Raw genomic sequence first — 1,265 nt, 5'->3', positions numbered from 1 at the left:
AAATGTATGGTCAGCCCATCTTCTGCCACCCAGCACTGATGAGCGGTAAATCGAGCTTGCGCTAATGTATCCGGGCTCAGTGTGAGCACGGATAGCGCTCGGCCCTTGATGAGTAGTCGCTCCTGCCTGTCCTTTATAAGGGGCTCAGCCTCAAAAGCTACTTTCGTTCCCAGGTTTTCAGCCAGGATGTCTGCCGTTTATCGTCATCAGCTACTGACGTCGCAAAAGCCGGTGGTGAAGTGTATGGATCAAGCCAAAAGCTGTGAGTTATAGGTGCCGCCCTTGGTTAATAACACCCAGATGATTCTGGCCATTTTGTTCGCCAGGGCACAGGCCACTTTGTTCAGAGGCTTGCGGGCGAGTAAGTTTTTGGCCCACATACCGAGGGCGTCGGTTCGGTGATCGACTCGGCACAAAACGGCGTGAGCGCCCTGTACAAGCAGGCTCCTTAGGTATTTGTCACCTCGCTTGCTGATGCCGAGGAGGACAGTTTCGCCACCTGTTGAATACTGTCGCGGTACCAACCCCAACGATGCTGCGAAGTCGCGGGACGATTTGAAAACCGAAGCGTCGCCGACATCGGCCACCAGAGCGCTAGCGATGAGGGGGCCGATGCCGGGGATGCTTTGCAAGCGTTGGCCGGCGTCGCTTTGGACGAGGTTTTGCTTGATCTCGACATCAAGTTTTTTGATCTCGCCAGTCAGCTGCCGAATATCTTCAAGCATGCGCTCAATGGCGTTTATCAAACGGATGGGAAGTTCACGGCTTTGCATCAGGCCCGAGACCCGATCAAGGGCGGCGTATCCGGCGGGAAAGATCACGCCGAACTCCAGGAGAAATCCATGCACTTGATTGATGACGGCGGTGCGTCGACTTACTAAGGACGTGCGCAGTCGGTGCTCAGTGCACAGCACCTGCTGTTCTACGGTTTTGACTTGGACCGAACGGGTTCTAGGGCGCGAGGCCGCTTCACAAATGGCCTCGGCATCAATGAAGTCGTTTTGGTTGCCGGTAACATAGGCCTTCACATGTTGCGGTGCGATCAACTGCACTTGATGGCCTTGCTCCTTGATTTTCCGGGCAAGACACTGAGATCCGCCGCAGGACTCCATGGCAATTTTGCAGGTCGGAATCTGCGCCAGATAAGGGAGCAATTGGTTGCGGTTGAGTTTTTTACGCAGCACCTGATGGCCCCTGGCGTCCTGTCCATGCAGGTGGAAAGTGTTCTTGCCGATGTCGATGCCTAGAAGCGTCATGGTAGCCAT

Annotated in this window: 1 protein-coding gene; it reads right to left on the bottom strand. The window is 54.9% G+C overall.

Features of this window, described 5'->3' with window-relative positions; all coding sequences use genetic code 11:
• Nucleotides 1-248 precede the first annotated feature (248 nt).
• Nucleotides 249-1,265: IS110 family transposase (locus NL64_RS29055; RefSeq protein WP_034151505.1), on the bottom strand; the 1,017-nt coding region annotated here is incomplete at its 5' end.

This window comes from Pseudomonas fluorescens, from assembly GCF_000802965.1.
Classification (GTDB): Bacteria; Pseudomonadota; Gammaproteobacteria; order Pseudomonadales; family Pseudomonadaceae; genus Aquipseudomonas; species Aquipseudomonas fluorescens_A.
This window is presented reverse-complemented; position numbering and strand designations above follow the sequence as displayed.